General features: G+C 72.9%; 15 protein-coding genes. 2 read left to right on the forward strand and 13 right to left on the reverse strand.

Translation table 11 applies throughout. The features are described from left to right. Positions 1 to 183: 183 nt before the first annotated feature. Together B086_RS0105420 and B086_RS0105425 are read right to left on the reverse strand one after the other, a co-directional pair. On the reverse strand, positions 184 to 543 hold the full coding sequence (locus B086_RS0105420; RefSeq protein ID WP_234029255.1) for a PIN domain-containing protein: 360 nt from the start codon (positions 541 to 543) through the stop codon (positions 184 to 186). A gap of 11 nt (positions 544 to 554) precedes the next feature. After that, positions 555 to 824: a hypothetical protein gene (locus tag B086_RS0105425; protein WP_018565389.1), complete on the reverse strand. Its 270-nt coding sequence runs from the start codon at positions 822 to 824 to the stop codon at positions 555 to 557. A 130-nt stretch (positions 825 to 954) separates the two neighbouring features. On the opposite strand from B086_RS0105425, the gene B086_RS0105430 reads away from it, so the two are divergent. Beyond that, positions 955 to 1,557, forward strand: a complete 603-nt coding sequence (locus tag B086_RS0105430; protein WP_018565390.1) for a short chain dehydrogenase — start codon at positions 955 to 957, stop codon at positions 1,555 to 1,557. 127 nt (positions 1,558 to 1,684) lie between these two features. Here B086_RS0105430 and B086_RS45870 read toward each other — a convergent pair whose 3' ends face one another. From B086_RS45870 to B086_RS0105475, 9 genes are all read right to left on the reverse strand, one after another. Next, a complete protein-coding gene (locus tag B086_RS45870) occupies positions 1,685 to 4,183 on the reverse strand; it encodes a sugar phosphate nucleotidyltransferase (protein ID WP_018565391.1) in 2,499 nt (832 codons plus the stop codon). A gap of 135 nt (positions 4,184 to 4,318) precedes the next feature. Then, positions 4,319 to 5,011: an EthD family reductase gene (locus tag B086_RS0105440; protein ID WP_018565392.1), complete on the reverse strand. Its 693-nt coding sequence runs from the start codon at positions 5,009 to 5,011 to the stop codon at positions 4,319 to 4,321. A 52-nt stretch (positions 5,012 to 5,063) separates the two neighbouring features. Continuing rightward, complete coding sequence (locus B086_RS0105445) at positions 5,064 to 5,372, reverse strand: muconolactone Delta-isomerase family protein (RefSeq protein ID WP_018565393.1); 309 nt, start codon at positions 5,370 to 5,372, stop codon at positions 5,064 to 5,066. A 28-nt stretch (positions 5,373 to 5,400) separates the two neighbouring features. Further along, positions 5,401 to 6,846 (reverse strand): ankyrin repeat domain-containing protein, encoded by a 1,446-nt coding sequence (locus B086_RS0105450; protein ID WP_018565394.1) that lies wholly within the window; start codon positions 6,844 to 6,846, stop codon positions 5,401 to 5,403. Positions 6,847 to 7,070: 224 nt separating this feature from the next. Then, on the reverse strand, positions 7,071 to 8,213 hold the full coding sequence (locus B086_RS0105455) for a transposase (protein WP_026252129.1): 1,143 nt from the start codon (positions 8,211 to 8,213) through the stop codon (positions 7,071 to 7,073). Between the two features lie 63 nt (positions 8,214 to 8,276). Then, positions 8,277 to 9,356, reverse strand: coding sequence for an aldo/keto reductase (locus B086_RS0105460; RefSeq protein ID WP_018565396.1), 1,080 nt, complete (start codon positions 9,354 to 9,356; stop codon positions 8,277 to 8,279). Between the two features lie 114 nt (positions 9,357 to 9,470). After that, on the reverse strand, positions 9,471 to 9,983 hold the full coding sequence (locus B086_RS0105465) for a VOC family protein (protein WP_018565397.1): 513 nt from the start codon (positions 9,981 to 9,983) through the stop codon (positions 9,471 to 9,473). Between the two features lie 37 nt (positions 9,984 to 10,020). Next, positions 10,021 to 11,508, reverse strand: coding sequence for an FAD-dependent monooxygenase (locus B086_RS39230; protein WP_018565398.1), 1,488 nt, complete (start codon positions 11,506 to 11,508; stop codon positions 10,021 to 10,023). A gap of 293 nt (positions 11,509 to 11,801) precedes the next feature. Then, on the reverse strand, positions 11,802 to 12,761 hold the full coding sequence (locus tag B086_RS0105475; RefSeq protein WP_018565399.1) for a LysR family transcriptional regulator: 960 nt from the start codon (positions 12,759 to 12,761) through the stop codon (positions 11,802 to 11,804). A gap of 118 nt (positions 12,762 to 12,879) precedes the next feature. Between B086_RS0105475 and B086_RS0105480 the strand changes: the two genes are divergently transcribed. Then, a complete protein-coding gene (locus B086_RS0105480; protein WP_018565400.1) occupies positions 12,880 to 13,212 on the forward strand; it encodes an STAS domain-containing protein in 333 nt (110 codons plus the stop codon). Between the two features lie 266 nt (positions 13,213 to 13,478). Here the strand turns inward: B086_RS0105480 and B086_RS0105485 are convergent, their stop codons facing one another. Continuing rightward, positions 13,479 to 15,557 carry a glycogen debranching protein gene (locus B086_RS0105485; RefSeq protein WP_018565401.1) on the reverse strand — a complete coding sequence of 693 codons (2,079 nt, stop codon included), beginning with the start codon at positions 15,555 to 15,557 and terminating at the stop codon, positions 13,479 to 13,481. A gap of 6 nt (positions 15,558 to 15,563) precedes the next feature. Continuing rightward, complete coding sequence (locus B086_RS0105490; protein WP_018565402.1) at positions 15,564 to 17,375, reverse strand: AGE family epimerase/isomerase; 1,812 nt, start codon at positions 17,373 to 17,375, stop codon at positions 15,564 to 15,566. Positions 17,376 to 17,412 lie beyond the last annotated feature (37 nt).

The raw sequence follows: 17,412 nt of genomic DNA on the forward strand, positions 1-17,412 counted from the left end.
CGCGGCCGTCCGCCGTGGCCCCGGGCGCGGCGGAGCCGGGGAAGCGGGAGGTGCTGGTGACAGTGAGCGCAAGAGTCCCCGACTCCCCCCTTACGACGACGACTTCACGTCCGGCCGGGTCCCTTCCGCCCGTCTCCGGGTCCGGCCGCCGGGGTCAGTCAACACCGTGCGGCGGCCGGGCGCTCAGGTGGGGTCGAGCGGGGTGACGCCGGTGGCCGCGTACAGGGCGGGGTCCAGGGACAGCAGGGTCACGGGCTCGCCCGCCCGGACCGCCTGCCGGACGACGGCCGCGGCGTGGGCCACCGGCTCGGCCACGTCCGGCCAGTCCATCGCGTCGGTGGCGTGCGCGACGCCGAAAGGCACCTGCTCGGCGAACCGGAGCGAGGCGGCGTGCCGTCCGGCGCCCGGGGTGCGGCGCTCGGCGGCGAGGACCGCGAGGGAGGGGACGAGGACACGGCCGGTGCCGCGCGACGCCTCGATGTACAGGCCGGTGAGGAACGGGTCGGCCCGGTACAGCGCGGCCAGGGCCGTGTGGTCCAGCACGGCTGTCAGGTTCACGCGGCGGTGCCGGAGCCGCCCTGGTGGGCGCGGATCCTGGCCCAGGCGTCCTGCCCGGCCCGCTCCACCTGCTCGGTGTACTCGACGCCCAGCTCACGGGCCGCCTCCAGCGCGCGCCGGCGCCGCTCGGCCTCCGTCAGCTCGCGGGCCGCGAGGTCTTCGAGCAGTTCGGTGATGGTGGTGCCGCGCTCCTCGGCGAGGGTGCGCAGCCGGTCGCGCACCTTCTCGCTGGTCTTGATGCTTGTCGGCTTGCTCGTACGGCTCATACGGGGATTCTACCGCCGGTAGAACCGCCCGGACCAGGGATGGCCGAACATGATCGAACACTTGCGCGGCACGCCCACGGGACGGTGAGCGGGGCGTTCGCGGGCCCGGTGAGGACCTAGGATCGCCGCCATGCGGATCATCGTGATCGGGGCCACGGGAACCATCGGAGCGGCTGTCGCGGACGAGCTGTCGGCGCGGCACGACGTCGTACGCGCGGCGCGGCGCGGTGACGTACGGGTGGACATGGACGATCCCGCGTCGCTCGACGCGCTCTTCGACCGGGTGCCGGACGTGGACGCCGTCGTCTGCTGCGCGGCGAGCGGCCGGCTGACGCCGCTGGGCGACCCGTCCGAGGCGGAGTTCCTGCACGGTCTCCAGGGCAAGCTGCTGGGCCAGGTGCGGCTGGTGCGGGCCGCGCTGGGGCGGCTGCGCGAGCGCGGTTCGATCACGCTCACCAGCGGGTCCTTCCGGGTGTCCGGGCCCGGTATGGCGTTCGGGGCGCTGATCAACGCCGGGCTGGCGGGCTTCGTCGGCGCCGCCGCGCTGGAGACGCCGCGCGGGATCCGGCTGAACGGCGTGAGCCCGGGATGGGTCGCGGAGACCCTGGAGAAGATGGGCGCGGACGGCACGGGCGGTGTCCGGGTCGCCGAGCTGGCCCGCATCTACGCGGACCTCGTCGAGGGCGACGCGCACGGGCTGGTGGTCGAGCCCGACGGCAGGCCCGCGCTGTAGGCCCCGGTGGGCACCGGCCCGCGGCGCGGCCGGGGCGGGACACGCGTTCCGGGCGGGGCGGAGGGCACGGGGGGAGGCGGTCCCCCGCACACCGCCCGGAACGCGGGCACGGTGGGGCGGCGGGCCGTCAGCCGGTGACGCCCGCCACCCGGGCCGACCACTTGTCGAGCACCGCCTGGGAGTCGGCGTGGGTCGCGCCCTCGGCCCAGATGCGGGTGACGGCCTGCGCGGCGTCGGGCACGACGAGCGCCCAGCTGCCGTCGGGCTCGACGATGCGCAGCCCGTCGAGCGTGGTGTCCAGGACGTGGTCGCCCTTGCTCTCGGCCATGGTGCGCATGACGGCGCCCTTCACCGACCAGGGTGTGGCGATCTCCCGTTGCAGGACGTGGTCCTGCGGTATTTCCGCGTCCAGTTCGCTGAGCCGGTGCGGCGACCGCGCGAGGTGGGCGACGAGGTGCACGAAGGCGGCCGGGGCGTCCAGCGGCGCGGCGCCGCCGGGCACGATGTAGCCGCCGTGCCCGTCCCCGGCCAGGATCGTGTCGGGGGCGGCGGCCGCCTCGGCCAGCGCGGCCGGTGAGGTGCCCACCCGGTGGACGCGGGCGCCGTGGCGCGCGGCCAGCGTCTCGGCCGTACGGGAGACCGTGACGGGCAGCACGATCCGGCCTCTTCCGTGGTGCCGGGCCGCCAGGGAGGCGTGGATGAGGACGGCGCGGCCGTCGTCGACCGGCTCGCCCAGGTCGTCGACGAGGACGAGGCGTTCGCCGACCGGGTCGAGGCGCACCCCGAGGTCGGCGCCCGCGGCGCGCACCGTCGCGCCGAGCCGGGCCAGCGCGTCCGCGCGTTCGCCGTCGGTCTCGGTGGGCCGCGTCTCGTCCGGTCCGGCGTCGGTGAGCAGCGCGTCCAGGGAGAGCCGTCCGATGAGTTCGGTCAGGACGCGGCCGGTGGTGCCGTGCGCGGCGTCCACGACGACCCGCAGCCCCGAGGCGGCGATACGCCGCCGGTCCAGATGCTCGGTGAGCGAGTCGGCGTAGGTGTCGAGCACCCCGGCGGGGTGGGTGACGGTGCCGATCTCGCCGGGGAAGGCCCGGCGGTACTCCTGGCGCGCGTAGACGCGGTCGAGCCTGCGTTTGGCGGCCTCGGTGAGGTCGGCGCCGTGCTGGTCGAGGAAGAGGATCTCGACCGAGTCGGGTTCGCCGGGCACGGTGCGCACGTAGATGCCGCCGACCGCCGCGAGCCGGGTCTGCTGGCGCAGTACGGGCAGGGGCGCGGTCTCCAGGTCGCGTACGTGGACGGCGGCGGCCTGGAGCGCGGCGGCCACACCGTGGGCCAGGGCGCGGGCCCCGCGGGAGTGGTCGGCGGCCAGGGCGACGACGTCGCCCTTCTTGATGGTGGTGGCGTACGCGGCGGCGAGGCGCACCGCGAGTTCCGGGGTGATGTCGACGTTGAGGATGCCCTCGACGCCGCGGCGGCCGAACAGCTGGGCCTGGCCGCGGGTCTCCCGGACGACGGAGGTGTTGACGCAGGCGGCGTCCTCGACGGTCTTGGACGGATAGATCCGGACACCGGAGGCGATGATCGCGTGCTCCCCGATGGTGCAGTCGTCGCCGACGACCACGCCGGGTTCGAGGCGGGCGCCGCGCATGATGTCGCTGCCCCGGCCGACGACGGCGGCGTGCAGGGCGGCGCCGGGGCCGACGTAGACGTTGTCGTGGAGCACGGCCGCGTCCAGGAGGCTGTGGGCGCCGACGACCGCGCCGCGGCCGACGACCGAGTGGCCGCGGATCTCGGCCTTCTCGCCGATACGGGCGTAGGCGCCGATGTGCAGGGGCGGGGTGAGGACGGCGTCCGGGTGGATCTCGGCGCCCTCGCCCACCCGGATGCCGGGGGCGAGTTCGAAGCCGGCCGGGTCGGTGCGCACGGTGCCGTCCAGGACGTCGGTCTGCGCCTTGAGGTAGCTGTCGTGGCTGCCGATGTCCTCCCAGTAGCCGTCGGCGACGTACCCGTACAGCGGCAGGCCCTCGGCGAGCAGGCGGGGGAAGACGTCGCCGGACCAGTCGACGGCGGTGTCCGGGGCGACGTGGTCGAGGATGTCGGGCCGCATGATGTAGATGCCGGTGTTGACGGTGTCCGTGAACACCTGGCCCCAGGTGGGCTTCTCCAGGAACCGTTCGACGCGCCCCTGTTCGTCCAGGACGGTGATGCCGAACTCCAGCGGGTCGGGGACGCGGGTGAGGACGACGGTGACCAGCGCGTCGTTGTCCTGGTGGCTGCGGATGGCGGCGCCGAGGTCGATGTCGGTCAGGGCGTCGCCGGAGATGACGACGAAGGGCTCGCCCGCCAGCGCGTCGGCGGCGTTCCTGACGCTGCCGGCCGTGCCGAGCGGCTGGTCCTCGTGGGCGTAGGTGATCCGCATGCCGAGGTCGGTGCCGTCGCCGAAGTGGTTCTCGACGAGGGTGGCGAGGAACTGGACGGTGACGACGACATCGTCGATGCCGTGCCGGCCGAGCAGGCGCAGGACGTGTTCCATGACGGGGCGGTCGGCCACGGGCAGGAGGGGTTTCGGCAGGCTGGAGGTGAGGGGACGCAGGCGAGTGCCTTCACCTCCGGCCATCACGACGGCTTTCACGGCGCTGGCTCCTTCTTCAGCGTGTTCCGCGGCGAGGGGCGGAGGGACGACGGTCGGGCTCGGGGGGGGCGGGCTGTGGGGCGGGTGGCGCCACGGCTCCGCGCGGCGGGCGCGGAGCCGTGGCGGGCCGCGGTCTCAGCGGGGCTCGGGACCGATGACCCAGTTCTCGCGGACCGGGACGGTGTGCAGGTACTGCTCGTTGACGAAGTTCTTGTAGTCGGCCTCGACATCGGCCTGTTCGGCGGAGAGCAGCGCGTCGGCCATGGCCTCGGCGCTGTCGAACCAGATGTGGTAGGCGGCGTCGAAGGGCGGCTCGCTGATGCCGTACCAGGAGTCGCGGGTGAAGGACTGGTGGTAGCGGGTCACACCCGGGACGCGGGTGACCAGCGGGGCGTGGGTCTCGCGGCTGTGGCGGCGGAACGCGTCGCGGCCCAGGCCCTCGCGGCGCTTGGCCAGCAGCAGCAGCTTCACGCCCGGCTGGACGGAGGCGGCGCCGGTGCCCGGGACGACGACCTCGGTGTCGGTGTCGAGCACGACGGTGCGCCAGAACGCGGCCCAGCGGGGCTCGTCCAGCCGGGCGCCCTCCAGGAACTCGGGGGTCTGGAGGGAGGCCAGCTGCTCCTCCTCGTTCTCCAGCCAGATCTCGGCGACGCCGTCCCACAGCGGCGGCCGTCCGCCGGGGTGCGGCACGGTGGTGTCCACCGCGTACTTCCTGATCTGCGGGATCTTCGCGGCGTACCGTACGGCGTGCTCCTGCACCCAGTAGCGGTGGAACTCCTCGGTGCTCATGCCGGGCCGGGGGGCGGCGAAGATCAGTTGGTGGATCACGGCTGTTCCTCTCGTGTCGGGGGACCGCGGGGCGGCGGCGCCCGCGGGCGGGTCAGACCTTGTAGCGGGACTTCACATCGTCGGCGAACCCGAGGTAGTCCCGCAGCGGCCACACCTGCTCGAACTCCAGGTACTCGCGCATGGGGAGCCGGCCCAGGGCGGTGCGGTCGAGTTCCTCGGCGTCGGGCGAGTCGATGATGGCGATCACCCGTTTCTGGGCCGCCACCTTCCAGATGCCGACGCAGAAGCCGGAGTCGACGGTCTCCTGGGCGTGTTCGGCCTCCTCCTGCTCGATCTCCCAGAGTTCGTCGAGGGTGATGCGGCCTTCGTGCTTCCACTTCATCTGGACGTAGAAGAGCATGTTTCTCCTCCGGTTCCGCGGCGCGTGCTCAGGCGCGGGCGGCCAGTTCGCCGGTGAGGGCGTGGCCGGCGCCGAACACGTCGGTGGCGATGTCGAGGGGTGTCTTGCCGTCGTGGCCGGTCAGGTCGGTGCGGGCACCGGCGGCGAGCAGTACGCGCGCGCACTCCTCGTAGCCGTGCCACAGGGCGTCGTGCAGGGGGGTGTAGCCGTTGGTGGCGCCCTGGAAGTCCAGGTCGGTGCCGGGGGTGCCGACGAGGACGCGGGTGATGTCGGCGTGGCCGTTGTAGACGGCCTTGTGCAGGGGCACGGCGCCGAAGGTGGGCTCGACGGCGTTGACGTCGGCACCGGCGTCCAGCAGGGCCCGGACGATCTCGGTGTGCCCGTCGCGGGCGGCCACCAGGAGGGCCGTGTGGGCGTCGTTGAAGCCGTTGACGACCGGGTAGCGCTGCTCGGTGTCGGCGCCCTCGTCGAGCAGGGCCCGGACCGCGACCGTGTCGCCCTCGGTGGTGGCCGCGATCAGCCGGTGCGCCGCCCTGCCGTCCTCGTCGTCCTTGAGGCGCTCCTTGATGAGCCGGTCGGCGGCGAGCATCTTGTCCTTGCCGCGCGTGTTGACGTTCAGCTCGTACTCGAAGTGCTCGCGCAGCGAGAACCCGTAGTGCGTGGAGAGGTTGAGCCCGGCGTTGTGCTCCAGCAGGTAGCGCACGACGTCCGGCCACTTGTACCAGAGGGCGTCCATCAGCGGGGTGTGGCCGGTCGTCGGGGCGACGGCGTCGACGAAGGCACCGGCCTCGACGAGGGTGCGCACGGTGGCGAGGTCGCCGTTCTGGACGGCCTTGTGCAGGGCGGTGCCGCCGGCCCGGCTGTCGGCGGAGTACACGTCGCCGCCCGCCTCCAGCAGCACGGCGACGGTCTTCGCGTCGCCGAGCCCGGCCGCCGTCTGAAGTACCGTCAGACCGCTCTCGGCGTCGCGGTGGTTGGCGTCGGCGCCGTCCCGCAGCAGGGTGCGGACCGCGTCGGTCTCCCGGCCGCGGACGGCGGCCAGCAGCCGGTCGCCGATGTCGGAGCGGAACATGGCCACTTCGGCGGAGGCGTCGAAGAACGCCTTCCAGTGGTGGACGAGTCCGTCGTCGCCGACGGTGAGCAGCATGGAGAACTCGAAGGACACCTCGAATTCCGTGGCCCGGTGCCGGATGCGCTGGAAGTTGACGACGAACGCCCGGTCGTCCTCCACGAGGATCTCGCGGTTCTCGAACTCGGTGACGTCGGCGAAGGCACCGCGCAGCCGGAACGCCTCGGCGACCTCGTCCTTGCCGCGCCACACCCCGAGGTTGGGGATGGCCGAGGTGAACTCGTTGGCGGGCAGGTCGAAGACGATGTCGGGTGCGATGGCGTCCATCACCCCCTGGACGTTGCCGCTCGCGACATCGGCGAACAGGCGGGTGACGACGGCACGTGTGCGTGCGGAACGGGACACGGGAAGCCTCCGTGGATGGCGGTTCGGGACGGTGGTGCGGGAAGAGCACCGGACGGCCGTGCGGTCCGGGCGTGTGTCTCCAGCGTCATACGTTTCTCCCGTCGGCGCCCAGAGCCGGGGGCCGGGCCGGGGAGTTCTGGGTAAGTCGACGGAGTGTCCGCGGCGCCGGAACCGGCGGTGCCCGGCGAGTGCACGGCCGGTGCGCGGCCGGGCGCGGGGACGGCTCAGGCCGTCCGGGACACGGGCCGGGTGCCCAGCAGGTCGAAGAGATACGCGGCCGACACCATCGTCATGTGGTGGTGCCAGCCGCGGAAGGAGCGGCCCTCGAAGTCGCGCAGGCCGAAGTCCTCCTCCAGGACGCGGAGATCGGCCTGGCTGCGGCGGTGCAGCCGGAGCCGGTCCATGACGTCGGCGATGCTCCGGTCGGTCAGGTTGGTCAGCCAGAACCGCACGGGGATCCCGCGCGGGGACAGTCCGCTCAGCAGCCGTACCGGCTCCGCCGCCGGGTCGTCCCCGGCCAGGCGCACCGAGGAGGACACCACGTTCAGCCGGCGGCCCGTCTCCTCCTCGGCGCCGCGGCCCCCGTGCAGCACGCGGAAGTGCTCGACCGCGGTGGCCAGGCACTCCCGGGCGCGGCTGCCCGCCGAGCTGGTGCGCACACTGACGCCGTCGAGCACGTTCAGCGAGCCGTCCACCTCCAGCGCGTACGGCATGCCCCGCCCGGTCAGGGCGCAGATGAGGTGGGCCGCGTCCTCGACGTGCCGCAGGTCGCCGACGACGGGGGCGGGGGTCGCCCCCCAGCCGGCCGTCATCTGGGTGAGCATCGCCAGCAGTTCGCGCCCCTCGGGGTCGGCCCGCGCACCGGGCGGCAGGTACGCGGACTGGCGCAGCTCCGGGTCCTCCAGCCAGCGCGGGGGCAGCAGCAGCCGCCAGTTCACCGGGATGCTGCCGGCGTCGGTGGCCAGCGAGACCGTGGCCCCGATCTGGCAGTTGACCATCCGGCCCGCCTCGGGCAGGAACCTGCGGGCCACCCCGACCGACCGCTCGCCGCGCTTGGGGATCGCGGTCCGGCCGAGCACCCAGGCCCCCGGCGTGCCCAGCGACTCGGCGTACCGGACCAGCCGGGCGCGGACCGGGTCCCAGTCCCAGGGGCTCTGGTTGATGAACTGCTGGAGCGACTGGTGGGCGGGGAGGTAGAGGATGTCCTCGGAGATCCGGCGGATCGACTTCTTCCCCTCCACCAGCAGCAGGCCCCGCAGATAGACCTCGGCCCAGCGGCGCTGGTCGACGCGGGGCATGGAGGCGAAGACCTCACCGGCGAACTGTGCGATGGCATCCCTGGTGACGACGGTTGATGACACGGACATCTGGACCCCCGTTGAGGCGTGTGGAACCAGGTAGAGGTGCGGGACGGGCCGCCGGGCGCGTGCCTACCGCGCGGTCATGGGCACATGGGCGTCGTCGGCGACGCCGCGGCGGGTCGTGGTGCGCCGGTCCTCGATGTCGGACCAGTTCGTGCCGTACATGTCCCGTACGGTGACGGGATCGCGCAGCAGGTCGTGCGGGTAGCCGAGGTCGATGCGGCTGAGCCGGTCGAGCCGGTCGAGGTGGTCGGCGCTCAGGGTGACGTCGGTGCAGCCGAGGGTGTCCTTGATCTGGTGCTCCTTGGTGGCGCCGAGAATGGGGATCACCACGCCGGGCCGGCTGCGCAGCCAGGCCAGGGCGACCTGGGCCGGGCTCCAGCCGCCCTCGGCGGCGACGGCGACGACCTCCTTGACGAGGGTGTCGGTGCCGGGCGCGCTGTTGTGGTCGCGCGGCGCCACGGTGAGCCGTCCGCCGCCGCCGGTGAGGTACTTGCCGGTGAGCAGTCCCTCGGACAGCGCGCCCCAGGCCAGCACCGGCAGGTCGAACTGGCGGGCCATGGGCAGCAGATCGCGCTCGGGGCCGCGTTCGAGCAGGTTGTAGCGGATCTGGAGGGCGGCGAAGGGCGACCAGCCGCGCAGCTCGGCCAGGGTGTTGGCCTGGGCGACCTCCCAGGCGGGCCAGTTGGCGATGCCCACGTAGTGGATCTTCCCGGCGCGCACCTGGTCGTCCAGGGTGCGCATGATCTCCGGTACGGGGGTGAGCGTGTCGTGGGCGTGCACCCACAGCAGGTCGATGTAGTCGGTCTGCAAGCGGCGCAGGCTGGCCTCGATGGAGGAGACCAGGTTCTTGCGGTGGTTGCCCGCGGAGTTGATGTCGGTGGGGTCGGTCTGGAGGGTGTACTTGGTGGTCAGCACGTACCGGTCGCGGCGGCCGCGCAGCAGTTCGCCGAGGAACTTCTCGGAGGTGCCGCCGGTGTAGTGGTCGGCGGTGTCGATCAGGTTGCCGCCGGCCTCCTCGTACAGGCCGAGGATGCGGGCGCTGGTCTCCTTGGGGGCGCCCCAGCCCCACTCCTCTCCGAACGTGACGGTGCCCAGGGCCAGTTCGGACACGCGCAGGCCGGTCCTGCCGAGCACGGTGTATCGCATGGGTCCTCCGTATCGAGGTGTCTTCGGGTGTCTTCGGGGCTGCGGGGTGCCTTCGAGGCTTCGGGGTGCCTTCGAGGTGTCGCGCGGTCGCGCCGCGGCACGCGGCCCGGTGGGCTAGCCGGCCGCCGCCTGTTCCGCGGGCTGCCGGGAGACGACCGGGCTGAGCTGGTCGTACAGCTCGATGAGTTCGCCGGCCGGTCCCTTGACGAAGGCGACGCGGACCTCGACCTCCGGTTCGCCGTTGAGGACGACGGTGACGGGGTCGCCCGGCCACTCGTCGAGCGGGAACGCCTGCCCGCCCGCGGTGAGGCAGCGGCGGTACGCCTCGTCCACGTCGGGGACGACGAGGGCGATGTGCTGGAGCGGGCCGCCGGAGGAGTCGGTGCCGGGGGTGCCGCCGGGGAACAGCTCGATGTACGTGGAGCCGTCGAGTTCGATGTAGACGCCGCGCCCGGAGTAGATGGCCTGGCAGGGGCAGCCCGCCTTGGCGGACCGGGTCCACTCGTAGGTGCGGGCGAAGCCGAGGCCGTCGCGGTAGAAGCGCAGCGAGGCGTCGATGTCGGGGCAGACGAGCGCCACGTGCATGAGGGTGGCCGCGCCGGGCGGCCGGGAGTAGCGGGTTGTCATGGTGTGTGTCTCCCTGGAGGGCGTGCGGGTGTGGGTGTCAGCCGAGTACGGGCCAGTCGTGGCGCAGCCAGTCGGCGAGCCGGGCGGGCAGCCCGGCGGCGTCGGCGGCGGAGGCGGTGAGCGCGATGTGCCCGTCGGGGCGGACCAGCACGGCGTGCGGCAGGCCCTCGGCGGTGGCGACGGCCAGCGGGGTGGGCGACGCGGCGGCGGCCCGCTCGGCGGCGGCGGTGTCCGTGCCGGCCGGCAGCACCAGCGACCAGCCCAGGCCCGGGGCCATACCGGGCCGCGGGGGCATGCGTTCGCCCGCGGCCGGCTTGGGGCCCTGGGGGCTGCCGTAGACGATGGAGAGCTGGGCGAGCCGCTGCGCCAGCCAGGCGCGGGCCTCGGGGATCTTGCCGACCGCGGACAGTACGTCGTTGCGCAGCCGCATGCTGTCGGGGTTGTCCATGGTGGAGATGTCGTGCAGCTGGTTGGCGAAGGCGAGCAGGCCCTGCGCCATGGGGCGCCGCTCGCTGTCGTAGGTGTGCAGCAGGGCCGGGGAGGCGGTGCCGTCGAGCACGGCCGCGAGCTTCCAGGCCAGGTTGAAGGCGTCCTGGAGGCCGGTGTTCATGCCCTGGGCGCCCACCGGGCTGTGCACGTGCGCCGCGTCGCCGACGAGGAAGACGGGCCCGGTGCCGAAGGTGTCGGCGAGACGGTGGCTCACCCGCCAGGTGGAGGCCATCTTGAGGTCCTTGACCTTGGCACCGGCGGCGGAGGGGCCGCGGGTGTCCAGCAGGTGCTGCACCGCCTCCAGGTCGGGGGTGGGGGTGTCGTCGTCGACGAGGGCGACGACGCGGTAGGTGTCGCCCTGGAGGTGGGAGACGGCGAGCAGTCCGGCGGGCGAGAAGAAGAACGAGATCTCGCCCTCGGGGCCCGACCACTCCATGGAGAACTCGATGAGCGCGAAGTTCTGCGGCCGGTCGTGGCCGGTGAAGGCGATGCCGGACTTCTGCCGGACGGTGCTGTGCAGTCCGTCGCAGCCCACCGCGTAGCGGGCGCGGATCGAGCGCACCTCGCCGGTCTCGTCGTCGGTGACCAGGGCGTTCACCCCGGGGAACAGCTCGCCGAGGTCGAGCAGGGTGTGGCGGCGGTACACCCGGCCGCCGAGCGCCCCGAGCCGCTCCTCCAGGACCTCCTCGGTGGTCTGCTGGGGCACGGCGAGGACGAACGGGTAGGGGGTGTCCAGCTCGTTGAAGGGCGTGGTGAGCACCTGGCGCTCGCCGTCGCGCACGGTGAAGGAGTCGCCGGGGCGGCCGAGGGCGACCAGCGGTTCGGCCGCGCCGATCGCCGCCAGGGACTCCAGGGTCCGGGCGTGGACGGCCGCCGCGCGGGAGTGCACGGCGGTGGAGGCGGCCCGGTCGATGACGACGTGGTCCACCCCCAGGGTGCGCAGGGCGCAGGCCAGCGCGAGTCCGGTCGGACCGGCTCCGACGATGAGGACGTCGGTGGTGCTGGGCAGGGGCGAACTGGCTCCGGAATTCGGCATGATGACTCCAGGATCGAGCGCGGGAACGTGCCCTCTCGTGTCGCCCGGACCACGTCCGGGGAATTCCGCGGAATGCGACCGCGGGCACGGAGCGGGGCGATGACGGTGTGACGTCGGCGTCGGCCTGATGCGGCGGCGGACGTCGTCAAGTATCAAAGGCGCTGGGACGCCTGGGCAATGCGGACTGTACGAAGTAGGCGAGGTGCCGCTGTGACCTTCTGCATAGGCGCCGAATGATCAATTCCGGTCACCGCAATGGTCCGCTCAAACATTTCCGGCGCGTATGCGGCGACTCAACTCTGTCGCGCCGCAGGGGCGTTCGGTCCTGCGGGCCCCTGTGCGTCCTGTGCTCCGGCCGGGCCGGCCGCGCAGACGGCCAGGCAGGCGGCGACGAAGTCGTCGAGGTGGGGCCCGGGGTGCGCCTCGCGGGGCCAGGCCACGCCGACCTGGCTGGGGCTGACCCCGGTGACCGGCCGGTAGACGAGGTCGGGGCGCTGGTAGAAGCGGGCGGTGGCCTCCGGGGTGAGGCTGACCCCGCGGCCGTGGGCCACCGCGTTCAGCCACTCGTCCGGGTTGTGCGCGATGGCGCCGATCCGTACGGGGTGGCCCTCGCGTTCCTCGGCGGCGAGCCAGTACTCGCGCCACCAGCCGGAGGCTTCCGGGGTGGCGACGAACGGCTCGTCGTACAGCTCGCTGAAGGGCACCTCGGCGTGGGCGGCCAGACGGTGGCCGGCCGGCAGCGCGATCCAGCGGGGTTCGGTGAGGAGGATCCTGACGTGCAGCTCCTGCTGGCCGGGGAAGGGCAGTCGCAGGAGTGCGGCGTCGGCGTCCCCGGTGACCAGGCCCGCGGTGGGGTCGGACCACTCGGTCTGCCGCAGTTCGACCCGCCAGTCCGGGCGGCGCCGGGTGAACTCCGCGATGATCTCCTGGGTCTTCTCGTTGGCGGCGCTGGCGACGAAGCCGACGCGCAGGACCCGCGCGGAGGTCGTGGCGGCGCGGCGCGCGCAGCGCAGCGACCGGTCCCAGCCGCGCAGCAGTTCCAGGACTTCGTCGGCCAGGGCGCGTCCGGCGGGGGTGAGTTCCATTCCCGAACGGCTGCGGACGAACAGTTCCAGGCCCAGGTTCGATTCCAGTTGCTTGATCTGCTTGGTGAGCGACGGCTGGGCGATGAACAGCCGTTGCGCGGCCCTGGTCAGGTTTCCCTCCTCCGCCACCGCGTTGAAGTAGCGGAGGAGCCTGGTATCGATATCCATGAAGGCAGGCTATGAAAGCGGGTATTGGACGGTCCACGGGCCGGGGCGGAAACATTGTCACTACGTCAGGAGGACGGCGGCAGAGCCGGAATCCGAACTCGGTGAAGGAATGATTCCCATGGCTTTCGACATCTCCCTCGGCATCAACGGCTCCACCACGGTCGTCCGTCTGGAGGGCGAGCTGAACGACCGCGAGGTGCAGAGCCTGCGCCGGGTCGTCGACCAGGCGGTCACCCAGGGCCCGCGCCGGCTCGTGGTGGACGTGCACGCGCTGGACGCGCTGGTCCCGGCGGGGCTGCGCTGCCTGGCCTTCGCCCAGCAGCACCTGCCGGCCACCTCGCACATCGTGATCGAGGGGGCGTCGCCGGTCCTGCGCGACCGGTTCCGGCTGGCCGGTCTGGACCGTTCGATGACCATCGTCGTGCGGGACGAGCAGCTCGTGGGTGTCTGAGGCCGCGTGCGGCCCTGCCGCACGGTGGTCGCGGGAGCGGTCCGGCCGATCCGGCCGGGGTGCGTGGTTCCCGGTGCCGGTGTGCCCGGCAGCGGTGACCGAGCACCCCGGCCGGATCCGGCGGTACGGTCCCGGGCGGCCCGGACGGGCCCGGATCCACGGTCGCGGCACGGACGTACGGCCACGGCACGGACGTACGGCCGGCCCGGACGTACGGGAGGGCGGGACCCCTTCGGGAGGGGTCCCGCCCTGAGGGGGGCGTACGGTCAGGCGGCCGGGGCGGGCGCGGGCGCGGCCACGAGGAGCACGGCCGCGTGGGCGCCGACGCCCACCCGGTCGCCGTCGAGCGGCGGTTCGGCGCCCGGCTCGTGCGCGGCGCGGTGCGGGGCGCGCGAGGTGTCGGCGAACAGGTGCCAGCGCAGTCCGGCCGGGGCCGGCGGCACCAGCACCGCGCGGTCCGTGCCGCCGGTGTTGACCGCGAGGTACACGCAGTCCGGCACGGTCCCGTCGCCGCCGTGGGCGTACAGCAGGGCGGCGAGCAGGGTGGAGGACTCGGACCAGTCGGGCCGCCCGGGGAGGTCACCGTGCCAGCTGACCGGCGGGTACGGGTGGCCCTGCGGGGTGCGGCCGTCCGGGTGGTCCGGGCGGCGCAGCACCGGGTGGGCGCGGCGGAAGGCCAGGCAGCGGCGGGTGAACAGCTCCCGGCCGCGGTCCTCGGCACGCCGGGTCCAGTCGACCCAGCCCTGCGGGGTGTCCTGGCTGTAGGCGTTGTTGTTGCCGTGCTGGGTGCGGCCGAACTCGTCGCCCGCGAGCAGCATGGGCACGCCCTGGCTGGCACCGAGCAGCAGCAGGGCGGTGGTGGCCAGCCGGTCGCGCAGGGCCAGAACGCCCGGGTCGTCGGTGGGTCCCTCGTGGCCGCAGTTCCAGCTGTCCTCGTCGGGGATGCCGTCCTGGCCGCCTTCGCCGTTGGCCTCGTTGTGCCGGTGGTCGTAGGCGGTCCAGTCGGCGAGGGTGAGCCCGTCGTGGCAGGTGATGTAGTTGACGGACGGGGTGGCGCCGCGGCCCGGGTACAGGTCGGGCGAGCCGACCAGACGGGTCGCGAACTCGGCGACCGAGCCGGGCCTGCCGAGCAGCAGCCGGCGGACCGCGTCGCGGTAGCGCATGTTCCACTCGCCCCAGCGGTGGTGGTGCGGGAAGGTGCCGACCTGGTAGCTGCCCGCCGCGTCGGTGGCCTCCGCGATCAGCTTGCAGTGGGCCAGCACCGGATCGTGGGCGATGGCCTCGGGCAGCGGCGGGTTGGCCAGCAGGGCGCCGTCCGTGCCGCGGGCCAGGATGGAGGCCATGTCGAAGCGGAAGCCGTCCACGCGGTACTCGGTGGCCCAGTACCGCAGGCAGTCCAGGACGAAGGCCCGGGTGCGGGGGTGGTTGCAGTTGACGGTGTTGCCGGTCGCCGTGAGGTTGACGTAGCGGTCCTCGTCGTCGAGCAGGTAGAACCCGGCCTCGTCCAGCGCCCGGAAGGACAGCGTGGGGCCGCGCCGGTCCCCTTCGGCGGTGTGGTTGAACACGACGTCGAGGATCACCTCGATGCCCGCCCGGTGCAGCGCCTTGACCAGGTCCTTGAGTTCGCGGGCGGGCGCTCCGGGCGCCTGGTCGGTGGCGTAGGCGGCCTTGGGCGCGTAGAAGGCCACGGTGTTGTAGCCCCACAGGTTGCGCAGCGGCTCGCCGGTGGCGGGTGAGACATAGGTGTTGTCGGTCTCGTCGAACTCGCACACGGGAAGCAGCTCGACGCAGTTCACGCCGAGCTGCCGCAGGTGGGGGATCTTCTCCTGGAGTCCCCGGTAGGTGCCCGGGTGGGCGACCCCCGAGGAGGCGTCGCGGGTGTAGCCGCGCACATGTGTCTCGTAGACGACGAGTTCGTCCAGGGGGATCCCGGGGCGGCGGTCGCCCGTCCAGTCGTAGGTGTCCGGGGCCAGCGCGGACCGGTACGACGGCCGCCGCCCCCAGGGCCCGGCCCCGGCGAGGTGGCGCGCGCGGGGGTCGAGGACGGGGGCGGACAGGCTGCCTCGGGCGTCCCGCACCCGGTAGGCGTAGTGGGTGCGGGCCGGGTCGAGGCCGCGTACGGTCATGGTGAAGACGGTGCCGACGCGGTGCTCGGCGGGGAAGTCGATCTCGGTGCGGACGGAGCCGTCGTCCGGGTCGAACAGGACCAGCCGCAGACCGGCGGCGGTCGCGGCCGGCACGGCGAAGTTGACGCCGCCGGGGACCGGGGTCGCGCCGGCGGGCTGCGGGGTTCCGGGGCCGACGGAGAGCCGGGGCAGCACCGGCCGCAGGATCGTGGCGGGCATCTCCCGTCACCGCCCCGCCGGCCGGACCCGGGCCTGGATCCGCAGTTGTTCGCCGCTGTCGGGCAGCCGGATGCTCATGCTCTCGGCGTCGAAGTCGTCGTAGGGCGCGCCGTCGATCAGCACCCGGTCCAGGACGATGCGGCCGGCCGGGAACACGTCGGGGGACACGCGCAGCCTGCCGCCGGGGAAGGAGGCGTGCGGGTGGGTGCGGAAGTACAGCTCCAGCGGCTCCTCGTTGATGAGCAGCCGGGTGTAGATCTCGGCGAGGTAGCACAGTTCGGCCTTGTGGTACATGGCCATGGCGTGGCTGCCCTTGAGGCGTTCGTTGCCGACCAGGAACGGCAGCCCCTGGGCGAGCACGGTGAAGAACACCCCGCCCTCGTCGTGGTCGAGGAAGAAGGAGTTGTAGAACGCGGACGACTCGCGGGCGTGTTGCAGGAAGTCCTCGCGGCCGGTGCCGCCCGCCAGGATGAGATAGGCGAGGATGGCCTGCTCCTGCTGCCACCAGGTCTTGCGGTCGTGCCAGGCGAAGCGGTGCCGGCCGTTCTCCGCGGCGCGCTGCACGACGTCGTACCAGCCGCCGCGCCGGGAGTCGCGGCCGACCTCGGGCATGGTGGCGCCCAGGTGTTCGGCCAGGGCCAGGTACTCGCGCTTGGGCAGGGTGCCCTGCATCCGCATCAGGTTCCAGGCGATCTTCAGGTTGTGCCCGACGACGGCGCGGTCCTGCTGCCAGCCCCATTCCGTGTCCGGGGTCCAGTCCGCGTGGAAGCGCTCCTGCACGAACGGGCTGGAGCGGTCCGGCATATGGGTGACGATCATGTCGAAGGTGTGCTCCAGCATGCGCCGGTGGCGTTCCTCGCCGGTGGCCAGGAACAGGTTGAGCAGATAGGCGGGCGCGTGGTCGCCGACGGAGTTCCAGTTCTTGCGCGCCCGGTTGGGGCCGAGGCTCTCGTGGTACGGGCTGAAGGTGACCGGGTCGATGTGCGAGTAGTAGCCGCCGAGCTTCGGGTCGTGGAAGTGCTTCTCGAAGAGGCGGACCGTGCCCTCGATGTCGGCGAGGTAGTCGGGGTTGCCGGTGACCCGGTAGGTCTGGGTCAGCCCGACCAGGGCGTAGATCTGCTCGTAGGCGGGGATGGCCCGGTAGTCGTCGCCGAACTCCGAGGCGAACAGCTGGTGTTCGCGGCCCTGCGCGATCTCCACGCCGTGGTACCAGTACACGACGTCCTCGTCGGCGTCCACGAACCGCATGTGGTCGTGCAGATACTGGGATCCGGCGTCGGCGACGGCGAGGGCGTCCTCGTCGCCGGTGAGCAGATAGGTGCTGGCCATGCCGTAGACCAGGCGGGAGATGGTGTCCGTCTCCTGGACCTGGACGTCGGTCTTGCCGCCGCTGCCGCTGATCACGGTGCGGTAGTCGCCGAAGTCGACCGGCCCGTCCCCGAACTGCGAGCGGCGGTAGAAGGTGGCCAGCTCGCGCAGTTGCTCCGTCCACCAGCCGGACCGCTCGAACGGCCAGGAGCCGTCGTCCTCGTTGACGAACACCAGTTGGGCCGCCTGGTAGTGCAGGCCCTCCTCCTCGGAGTAGACGGGCCCGTAGCAGAACACGAACCGGCCGGGCGTGAGCAGTTCGCGCATCCGGCCGGTGACGTCGTGGTACGGCTGCCCGAGGTTGCGCAGGTGCTGCGCGCTGGTGGTCTCGGTGAGGTGGATGGTGACGCGCCGCCCGTCCAGGGTCGTCAGGTCGGCGCTTCCTCCGGTGCGCGCGGTGACGTATCCGGCGACGCTGTCGGAGAAGGTGAAGGGAAGTCGAGTGGCCACCGTGGGTGCTCCTGGGAGTCCGGGGGAACGGTCGGAG

Source organism: Streptomyces sp. PsTaAH-124 (assembly GCF_000373685.1).
GTDB lineage: Bacteria > Actinomycetota > Actinomycetes > Streptomycetales > Streptomycetaceae > Streptomyces > Streptomyces andamanensis.

Coding starts and splice junctions, on each gene's coding strand:
- B086_RS0105425 (WP_018565389.1), bottom strand. CDS start 824: ATGAGCCGTACGAGCAAGCCGACAAGCATCAAGACCAGCGAGAAGGTG.
- B086_RS0105430 (WP_018565390.1), top strand. CDS start 955: ATGCGGATCATCGTGATCGGGGCCACGGGAACCATCGGAGCGGCTGTC.
- B086_RS0105445 (WP_018565393.1), bottom strand. CDS start 5,372: ATGCTCTTCTACGTCCAGATGAAGTGGAAGCACGAAGGCCGCATCACC.
- B086_RS0105455 (WP_026252129.1), bottom strand. CDS start 8,213: ATGTCCGTGTCATCAACCGTCGTCACCAGGGATGCCATCGCACAGTTC.
- B086_RS0105460 (WP_018565396.1), bottom strand. CDS start 9,356: ATGCGATACACCGTGCTCGGCAGGACCGGCCTGCGCGTGTCCGAACTG.
- B086_RS0105465 (WP_018565397.1), bottom strand. CDS start 9,983: ATGACAACCCGCTACTCCCGGCCGCCCGGCGCGGCCACCCTCATGCAC.
- B086_RS39230 (WP_018565398.1), bottom strand. CDS start 11,508: ATGCCGAATTCCGGAGCCAGTTCGCCCCTGCCCAGCACCACCGACGTC.
- B086_RS0105475 (WP_018565399.1), bottom strand. CDS start 12,761: ATGGATATCGATACCAGGCTCCTCCGCTACTTCAACGCGGTGGCGGAG.
- B086_RS0105480 (WP_018565400.1), top strand. CDS start 12,880: ATGGCTTTCGACATCTCCCTCGGCATCAACGGCTCCACCACGGTCGTC.
- B086_RS0105485 (WP_018565401.1), bottom strand. CDS start 15,557: ATGCCCGCCACGATCCTGCGGCCGGTGCTGCCCCGGCTCTCCGTCGGC.